General features: G+C 41.1%; 9 protein-coding genes and 1 tRNA gene. 7 read left to right on the top strand and 3 right to left on the bottom strand.

All coding sequences use genetic code 11. The features are described 5' to 3' along the window. The 5 genes from H6G57_RS28385 to grxC all read left to right on the top strand — a co-directional run. Positions 1-422 (top strand): RNA-guided endonuclease TnpB family protein (locus H6G57_RS28385; RefSeq protein WP_190525155.1); only part of this gene is annotated, 422 nt, incomplete at its 5' end. Positions 423-540: 118 nt separating this feature from the next. Continuing rightward, positions 541-1,830: an SPOR domain-containing protein gene (locus H6G57_RS28380; RefSeq protein WP_190525153.1), complete on the top strand. Its 1,290-nt coding sequence runs from the start codon at positions 541-543 to the stop codon at positions 1,828-1,830. A 90-nt stretch (positions 1,831-1,920) separates the two neighbouring features. Beyond that, positions 1,921-2,682, top strand: coding sequence for a PspA/IM30 family protein (locus tag H6G57_RS28375; RefSeq protein ID WP_190525151.1), 762 nt, complete (start codon positions 1,921-1,923; stop codon positions 2,680-2,682). A gap of 384 nt (positions 2,683-3,066) precedes the next feature. Next, on the top strand, positions 3,067-3,315 hold the full coding sequence (locus tag H6G57_RS28370; RefSeq protein ID WP_190525149.1) for a hypothetical protein: 249 nt from the start codon (positions 3,067-3,069) through the stop codon (positions 3,313-3,315). Between the two features lie 223 nt (positions 3,316-3,538). Next, positions 3,539-3,850, top strand: coding sequence for a glutaredoxin 3 (gene grxC, locus H6G57_RS28365; RefSeq protein ID WP_190525147.1), 312 nt, complete (start codon positions 3,539-3,541; stop codon positions 3,848-3,850). A gap of 34 nt (positions 3,851-3,884) precedes the next feature. On the opposite strand, the gene folB is transcribed toward grxC, so the two are convergent. Then, positions 3,885-4,244 (bottom strand): dihydroneopterin aldolase, encoded by a 360-nt coding sequence (gene folB / locus H6G57_RS28360; RefSeq protein ID WP_190525145.1) that lies wholly within the window; start codon positions 4,242-4,244, stop codon positions 3,885-3,887. Between the two features lie 56 nt (positions 4,245-4,300). On the opposite strand from folB, the gene H6G57_RS28355 reads away from it, so the two are divergent. Further along, a tRNA-Arg gene (locus tag H6G57_RS28355) sits at positions 4,301-4,373 on the top strand. Between the two features lie 87 nt (positions 4,374-4,460). Here the strand turns inward: H6G57_RS28355 and der are convergent. Continuing rightward, the gene (der, locus tag H6G57_RS28350) at positions 4,461-5,825 is read right to left on the bottom strand and encodes a ribosome biogenesis GTPase Der (RefSeq protein ID WP_190525143.1); all 1,365 of its coding nucleotides are present in this window, start codon (positions 5,823-5,825) and stop codon (positions 4,461-4,463) included. 135 nt (positions 5,826-5,960) lie between these two features. Between der and H6G57_RS28345 the strand changes: the two genes are divergently transcribed. Further along, positions 5,961-7,211, top strand: coding sequence for a NupC/NupG family nucleoside CNT transporter (locus H6G57_RS28345; RefSeq protein WP_190525141.1), 1,251 nt, complete (start codon positions 5,961-5,963; stop codon positions 7,209-7,211). A gap of 71 nt (positions 7,212-7,282) precedes the next feature. Here the strand turns inward: H6G57_RS28345 and H6G57_RS28340 are convergent, their stop codons facing one another. Further along, a complete protein-coding gene (locus H6G57_RS28340; protein WP_309236077.1) occupies positions 7,283-9,232 on the bottom strand; it encodes an adenylate/guanylate cyclase domain-containing protein in 1,950 nt (649 codons plus the stop codon). Between the last annotated feature and the right edge of the window lie 167 nt (positions 9,233-9,399).

The following is a 9,399-nucleotide window of genomic DNA, read 5'->3' as shown; positions in this document are numbered from 1 at the left end:
ACGATTTAGTAGCCTACGAAGATTTAAGGGTTAAAAATTTAGTTAAAAATCATTGTCTTGCTAAATCTATTAATGATGCTGGTTGGTATCAATTTAGAAAGTGGTTAGAGTATTTTGGTGTTAAATTTGGTAGGGTAACTGTTGCAGTTAATCCAGCTTATACAAGTCAAAATTGCTCTAGCTGTGGTACTACAGTCAAAAAATCTTTATCAACTAGAACACATATTTGTCAATGTGGATTTGTATTAGATAGAGACTGGAACGCCGCAATTAATATTCTGAATTTAGCCTTGGGTACTACGGGTCACGTAGGGACCTGGATTTTAAATCCGAACGCTTCGGGAGATTTAGCCTCTACTTTGGTTGGAGCAATCCTGCCAGAGCAAGTTGAGTCTGTGAACGAAGAATCACCGCACTTATAGGGCGGTGAGTGTCAATTGTTAGCTGATCGAAGAATTGTCAATAATAAGGTTTATTCGTGAAACCCTAAATCTAAAAATCTTTATTTTAAAATTATCAACAAGTGGGTAGGAGTTAACCATGAGTCAAGGAGCCCGGATGAAATCCCCTCAATCTCCACAGCCAGAATTAAAGTCTGAACTCAAAGCAGTTTTAGGCTGTCTGGATGTGCAACTAGAACCAGAATTAACCCGTTATCGGCGTCATCGACGACGCACGAAACAAACAACCCCCGACTCAACGGGACAAACCACCCCCCAATTTCAACAAACTCCTGATGCGGTAGCCGTCGCTGTCAATGAAGGGGCTGCATCTCAAGGAAAACTGTTTGAACCCCAAGCTCAACCGTCGGGCTGGGAAACGGTGGTTCCCTCCCAACCTGCACCCTTAGTGGTTTCTAACTCAGCGACAACAACAAACGATCCCAAAACCAATGGTAAAGATCCTGCCGTTAGTTTTAACTTAAAGTCATCGGCTCCGGTAGCAGCACCATCGGATGGATATTTAGAATCAACGGAAGCCCTAATCAAAAGTATAGAAGAACGGCGTTCTCACTCACCAGAAAAACGGAGTTTGATGGCGAGTTTATTAACTCCGATGGGAATAGCCTCAATGTTCTTATTTTTGTTATCTTGCACCGCCTTAAGTTATGTCCTGTCTTCCCCTTCCAGTCGGACTAGCTTAGGGTTAAATCGGTTTTTCCCAACCCCAACCCCAACGGCTAACCCTAGTCCGGCTCCTCCTCCCACAACTGCCTCAACGGAAACCTCACTCCCACCTACAGATTCCCTGTCTCCCAACTTAGCGGCCAAGGAATTTGTTAACTTGGATTTAGATACCTTGAGCCATATTAATCCTAACCCCAATACCCTGCCGACGCCTGCGGTTGCTCCCCCTGTGCCACCCAGTCCAGCCACAACCTTACCCGCACCCACAAACAACCTGACCTCTCCAACTGACCCCGGTTTAAATAATCTCACTCAGGAATTATTACCCAAAAAGCCCACCACTTCTACAGTTCCTACCCCCACAACAACCGCCCCAGCCCCAGTTACAGGACAAGGAAGGGGTGCTGCAACGGTACAACCGGGGGGTGGTACAGCCCCAAAAGTTGCAACTGCACCTACCCCACCTAAGCCAATGGAACCGATAAAATCCCAGGATGGTTATTATTATGTTGTCCTGGATTACGTCGATGAACGTTCCTTTGAGCAGGCTAAAGAAGTCATTCCTGATGCTTATATTGCTGAGTTCAAAACCGGGAAAAAAATCCAAGTGGCGGCTTTAAGCGATGCGGCTTCAGCTAAACGCCTGCGGGATGAGTTAAAAGTTCAAGGGATTAATGCTTATTATGATATTCCGAAGCCGTAATCAGTTAACTCCTCTGGCATCATGAACTAGCGTTAAACTGTAGACAGAAGTGATTACAGAACCGTACACCCTCAAAGGAAGAACAGCGTCATGGGATTATTTGATCGGATTGGCCGTCTTGTTAGAGCTAATTTGAATGATTTGGTCAGTAAAGCCGAAGATCCAGAAAAAATTCTGGAACAGGCGATCATTGATATGCAGGAAGACTTGGTGCAGTTACGTCAGGCTGTTGCTCAGGCGATCGCCAATCAAAAGCGCACCGAACAACAATATAATCAAGCCATGTCCCAAGCTAACCAATGGCAATCTCGCGCCGAATTAGCTTTGCGGAAAGGGGATGAAACCTTAGCCAGAGAAGCCTTACAGCGCAAAAAAAGCTACATGGAAACGGCGAATACAGTGAAACTGACTTTGGATCAAACGTTCGGTCAGGTAGATGCTCTAAAACGCAATTTAATTCAGTTGGAGAGCAAAATCTCTGAGGCTAAAACCAAGAAGAATATGCTCAAAGCTCGGGCGCAAGCGGCCAAAGCCAACGAACAGTTACAAGGCTTATTAGGGAATATTAATCCCAGTAGCGCAACAGCAGCTTTTGAGCGGATGGAACAAAAAGTGACGGACTTAGAAGCCCGTTCTCAAGCGATGGGAGAATTGGCGGGTTCAGATTTTGAAAGTAAATTTGCAGCGTTGGAAGCCGGAAGCGATGTTGATGACGAATTAATGGCTCTGAAAGCCCAAATTTCCGGTGCTCCGGCTCCCCAAGCTTTACCTGCGGGACAAACAACGGCGAAAAATCCAACGCCAGTGGATGATGAGTTAGAGGCGTTGAAAAAGGAATTGGATAAGATGTAAGCTGAATTGCTATCTATTAAAGCGTTTGGGCTTTTTATCAGGGGTCAAGGGTAACAAGCTGTTACAGCAACCATTGACTCCCAAAGTTCGATGGAAAGCCCTTGTCTGGAAATGTTGAAAAAACTCCGATGCGTTTAGCCATCTATTAGAATTTCGCTGTATAGTATTAACGAGTTTGATCCGGTAGTTTTACTTATATAGCAGGGAACAGGGAACAGGGAACAGGGAACAGACAAGAAAAGAGTTCTCTATTTAGGTTTTAGCATCAGTCTATGTCCTAACTGCCTTGGCGACTGCTATATTAATCCTGAAATAAGAGAAGCAGAAACGACAGATCAACTGAATAACTCTATTTAATTTTTTATTCCAACCTATCCCTTAACGATGGCTAAAGTGCGTTTACTGATTCTCAGTTCATTTGCGGCTGGATTTGGGCTTTGCTCAATTGTTTTTTCCATCTTTACGATGATGTCTGAATTCAATTTTTCCACCGTATTTAGATTTATTTTAACCGTAGGTTTTTTTGCGATTAATTTTTTATTCGCCTTACATTATTATGGATTGCTTTTGAAAGAGTTTAAACTCATCAGTAAAATGAAAGCTCAACTCAAACGCTTAAATTATGATTTTTAATGGATAGGAGGGAATAGGGAATGGGGAATTACGAATTACGAATTACGAATTACAAATGATGAATGGGGAATGGGGAATAGGGAATAGGGAATGAGATTCTTGTAGAGACGCGCCATGGCACGTCTCTACTGTAATGCTGTTATAATTCAGAGTCATCACTATCCTAAAATTGAAAATAGGTTAAAGTTAAAACTAAAGTGAATTGATTTTGAGGAATATGATTATGTTAGATGCGTTTAATTCCCTATTCGGTCGTCATCCTGAACGAAATCAAGCCAACGTTGAAATCTATACTTGGCAAACTTGTCCCTTTTGTATGCGAGCTAAACTATTGTTATGGTGGAAAGGAGTTAATTTCACAGAATATAAAATAGATGGGGATGAGAGCGCACGAGATCAAATGGCTGAACGTGCCAATGGACGACGCACAGTTCCCCAAATTTTTATTAATAATCAATATATTGGCGGGTCTAATGAGCTCTATCAATTAGATGGAGAAGGAAAATTAGAACCGCTATTAGCTAAACCTGCTTAATATTTCGGGTAAAAATTACTAACCCTATTTTTTTCTAAGTTGACTCACGAGTTAGATCAATTTGGATTTTTCCCGTAAAATCAGGAATTGGGGGGTTTGGTTTCGTTAACTGTATACGCACTTTTTTGGCTAAGGGCTGTTTTAATAAGGTGTCGGCAATTTCTGTAGCCAATCGTTCTATAAGGGCAAATTTGCCAGTTTTAATGATAGTCTCAACAGTGGTAATGGTGTGGCGATAATCGAGGGTGTCTGCGATTTGATCACTGGTTCCGGCGGGTGTTAAATCCAACCACAGGGTCACATCGACTTCAAACCATTGGCCTAACATTTGTTCTTCGGGTAAATAACCCGTATAGCCGTAGCTGCGAATCCCGGTAATGTGAATGGAGTCCATGATAACTTAAATTAAAATGACATTTTCCAAAGGATATGTTATACTAACAAAAGTATGGGTATGTAGCTCAGTGGATAGAGCATCAGATTCCGGTTCTGAGGGTCGGGGGTTCGAGTCCCTCCATACTCGTTTAGTTCAACGGTTAATTATAAAGCAGGTATAGAGGGATTCTCATTCCTAATCATCCCTCATTCCCCCTGCTCCGCCTACTCTTAATTATTTAACGCGGGTAGCTCGGTTAGCAGTATTTCTTTCAACTTCTCTGGCAGATTTGCCCCGCCAAATTAATCGAATGGGTGTGCCTTTAAAGCCTAATTGTTTGCGGAATTGGCTGTCAATATAACGACGGTAATTGTCATTAAATCGTTTAGGATCATTGACAAATAAAACCAAAGTTGGGGGTTTACTACTCACTTGGGTTCCATAATAGATTTTCCCTTGTTTCCCTTGACGAGTAACGGGGGGAGAATGCCAACTTACCGCTTCTTCAAGGACTTCATTAATAACCGCCGTTGAGACTCGTCGTTCATGACCTTCAGCAGCCGTATCGACTAAATTGAGAATTTTTTCAACCCGTTGACCAGTTTTGGCACTAATAAAAATTAATTCCGCCCAATCCATAAAATACAGTTTAGCCCGTACCTCTTTTTCATAGTCTAAAATGGTATAGGTATCTTTCTCAACGGCATCCCATTTATTGACAACAATTACACAAGAACGACCTTCTTCTATAATCCGGTCGGCTAATTTTTGATCTTGATCGGTAACTTGATCAATGGCATCAATGACTAATAACACCACATCGGCGCGATTAATGGCTTTAAAGGCGCGATTAATTCCAAAAAATTCGGCTCCATATTCGACATTTTTCTTGCGCCGAATTCCGGCGGTATCAATTAATCGATAGGTTTTATCATTGCGTTGAATAACAGTATCAATTGCATCCCGTGTTGTACCCGAAATCGGGCTAACAATGGCGCGGTTTTCCCCTAAAAACGCATTTAATAAGCTCGATTTTCCCACATTAGGACGACCAATAATGGCGACTTTGATTTCTTTTTCTTCTTCAATTTCATCAATGGCAGGTAAATATTGAATTAACTCATCCAATAATTCTCCTGTTCCTGATCCATGAATCCCTGAAATTGGATAGGGTTCTCCGAGTCCAAGTTCCCAAAATTGTGCAGCTTGCATAATTCCGGTTGTCGGAGATTCGCATTTATTTACTGCTAATAAAGTCGGTACAGATTGTTCACGCAACCAAGTTGCGATCGCTTCATCGCCTCCCGTTACCCCCATCTGACCATCCACGACAAAAATCGCGGCGCTGGCTTCGGTTAAAGCCGTCAGAGCTTGTTCTCGAATTAGGGGCAAAAATTCCGTATCATCATCAAAGACTAATCCCCCTGTATCGACCACAATAAATTCTCGATCTTGCCAAAAAGCACGTCGATAGGTGCGATCGCGGGTAATTCCGGGTTCATCATGGACAATTGCATCGGGACTTCCGGCTAAACGATTCACCAGGGTTGATTTCCCGACATTAGGACGACCAATAATAGCAACAATAGGTAAAGACATAAACAGTTAGAGTTAGTCGTAATTAGGGGTAAGAGTTCAGTTAACAGTAATTTGCAAAGGGTTAATTTTGGATTCTGACTGAAAAACGCACAATACTCTCATTGTACATTGAAAATCTACAAGATTGAGCAAATTATGGAACGTGTGATTTCACTTTTGGGATTATTTGTTTTTGTAGGAATTTCCTACCTCTTCTCGGTGAATCGAAAAGCCATTCGTTGGCGTCCGGTATTTTGGGGAATTGCTTTACAGTTAATTTTTGCCGTTCTCATCCTCAAAACGACCCCTGGTTTTGTGGTATTTGAGTTTCTAGGTAATTGTGTAACTCAGTTTCTCAATTTTTCTGATCAAGGAGCTAAATTTGTCTTTGGTGAAACCTTCCAAGAGCATTTTATCGCCTTCAAAGTTTTGCCAACGATTATCTTCTTTTCGTCTTTTATTTCAATTCTTTATCACTATGGAATTTTACAAAAAGTTGTAGAAGTTGTTGCGTGGGTGATGATGGGAACCTTGAAAACATCAGGGTCAGAAACTTTATCCTGTTCGGCTAATATTTTCATCGGACAAACGGAGGCTCCGTTATTAATTAAACCCTATATCTCGACTTTAACTTTTTCAGAACTTCATGCGGTAATGACGGGGGGATTTGCCACAATTGCAGGGGGAGTTATGGCGGCTTATATTTCCTTTGGAATTCCCGCCCAACATATTTTAGCCGCATCTGTCATGTCGGCTCCCGCCGCTTTAGCAATTTCTAAACTATTCTATCCTGAAACTGAAACTTCTCTGACCAAAGGAACGGTTAAAATTGAGGTTAAACCCACCTCTGCTAATGGAATTGATGCCGCAGCAACGGGAGCCAGCGATGGCATGAGGTTAGCTTTAAATGTGGCGGCGATGTTAATTGCATTTCTAGGATTATTAGCCTTAATTAATGGGATTTTGCAAGGGTTTGGAAGCTTTTTCGGTTTGCCTAATTTATCCTTAGAAGGGATATTATCTTATTTATTTGCTCCTGTTGCGTGGTTAATGGGAGTACCCCTATCAGATTGTTTGCAAGTCGGAATTTTATTAGGGAAAAAGACGATTTTAAATGAGTTTATTGCTTATTTAGATTTAAAAGTTTTGATGGAAAATGGAGTAAAAATTGCTCAAGGGAAAATTTCTGCTAATGCCGTCCCGACGATTTCTGAACGAGCAATTATTATCTCAACCTATGCGTTATGTGGGTTTTCTAATATTGGTTCAATTGCGATACAAATTGGAGGCATTTCTGCGATCGCTCCTGAACGACAAGCGGATGTTGCTCGATTAGGATTGAGAGCCATGATAGCAGGTTCAATTGCCTGTTTTATGACCGCTTGTATTGCGGGATTACTCTTGTAATAAGCAATAGTAACTAGGCAATTATTGATCAGTCTTGTAAATCGTAAATCGATCTAATTCACAACTAAGGTTTAATTTTTTGGAGGATATTGAGATGCTTCTTTATAGCCAATCACCCGATAAATATCCACCATTTCTTGTTTTCCTTTAAGCGGCATTGGCCCCCAAGATTCCACCTCAAAACTCTTGTCAATATATTGTAAGGTTTGGGAGGCAATTAAAATCCGACAAAGACTCGATTGTCGATCTTTTAGGCAACTTTCTAAACGAGAGGCAATATTAACACTATCTCCTAATAAACCATATTCTAAGCGTTCTTTTCCGCCCAAACTTCCAGCCACAATTGGGCCTGTAAAAATCCCAATTCGCATGGCTATTTCCGGGAAATTTCGACTTTTCCAATCTTGATTTAACTGTTTTAAACGATCTTCAATTTCTAATGCACAGGCGACTGCTTCATAAGCATCTTGAGCAATCGCTGCTTCAGTTCTCCGAGCTACGGGAACCCCAAAGGCTGCCATAATTCCATCCCCAGTAAACTTATTAATAATTCCATGATGAGCTTGTACACATTGGGTTAAAACCGATAAATATTCATTTAACCATTCCATTAAGGTTTCTGGGAGCATTTGTTCAGAAACCGTACTAAAATTTTTAATATCACTAAACAGAATAGTCGCAATTAATTTTTCACCGGGTAACTTACCATCAGCTAATAAACGATCCCGACTATTCCATAACGCATTAGCGACTTCCGGCGAGGTATTTTGTCCTAATAATCGCATCACAATTTGTTGTTGGCGTTGGGCTTGAAAGGCTCGATATCCGATAACGGTTGCACTGGTAAAGAGAAAGGCTAAAGCGGGAGTGGTCGTTGGAACCCAACGCTGATGAAGGAACAAGAAAAAACTTAACCCACATAAAACGGTGATTAAACCGGGATTTCCTAATGTAATAATCCAGACATTACGACTTGACCAAGATAAAGTTGCGCCAATTAATCCCCAACTACAAATCCATAACAATTCTCCCCAAGGTGACCAAAAAATAAATAAGGGTCGCTCCCCTAAAACCGCATCTAAAATTTGGCTAACCATTTGAGCATGGACGAGAACTCCCGGCATTTTGAGGGCTTTTTTTTCCGCCGGACTAAAGGGGGTAACAAATAAATCTTTACCACTGGGAGCCACTGTCCCAATTAACACAATTTTATCTTTAATCGAATTTTTAGGCAGTGTTCCGTATAAAAATTTGGTGAGACTAATTAGTTTTGCGCCATCATTAGCAGAGCGATAATTTAAGAGAATTTGATATCCTTGATCATCAATGGTTTGATAGCCCCCGGAATCATGGGATAAGGGAAAAAATTCGGCTTTTCCCCATTGAATGACATTCGGGTTCTGGGGGTTGTTATTCGGTGTAATGTTTTGAGCTAATAAATAGTGCAGAGCTAATCTTAAGGAAAAGGAATAAAGAGTTGTATCGGAGGCATCAGCAAACATTAAATTCCGACGAATTACATTATCAGGATCAAGCAATAAATCATTAAAACCAACTTGTTCAGGGGGAATATTTGGGGGTGCAGGGATTCCCTTGGTTTCACTATAACCTAAACTATTAATGACGATAATATTATCAGAGGTTTTAAATTGTTGGCGAAGTTGCTCATGTCCGGGTTCATATCGAATATCACGATACAAATCTAAACCAATAACTTTCGGTTGATCTTGTAATAATTTTTCTAATAATCGAGCAATGACTTCATCGGAAAGGGGCCAACGGTTAAAGACTTGAATATCTTCTTCTGTAATGCCAATCACCACTAATCGGGGGTCAGCCATTAAAGTCGGGCGTAATCGTACCATTTGGTCATAAGCAACTAATTCTAACGGTTGTAACCAACCTAAATAATAAATTCCTAAAACTAAAGACAACGCAAGAATTGTGGCTATGACAACAGCAAAGATCTCTGATAGATCAAGCCACTTATTGTTAAATTTATTAATTCCCAGAATAGTCACAGTGGCTCTCGATTATTCGCCTAATTTTAACTAGAATAACTTGACACTCCCCGCTCTGAAGAGACGGGGATTCTACATTCTACGTCAGAATTTGCTCAACCAGGGTTGCCCCAAGAAGAGTAGAGACTCCAACTCCTGTAGCGTTAATTCGGGAATGCCCTTCCCTA

The sequence above is a fragment of the Planktothrix sp. FACHB-1365 genome (assembly GCF_014697575.1).
Lineage (GTDB): Bacteria > Cyanobacteriota > Cyanobacteriia > Cyanobacteriales > Microcoleaceae > Planktothrix.
Note: the sequence above shows the minus strand (reverse complement) of the source record. Positions and strands in the feature narration are given on the sequence as shown.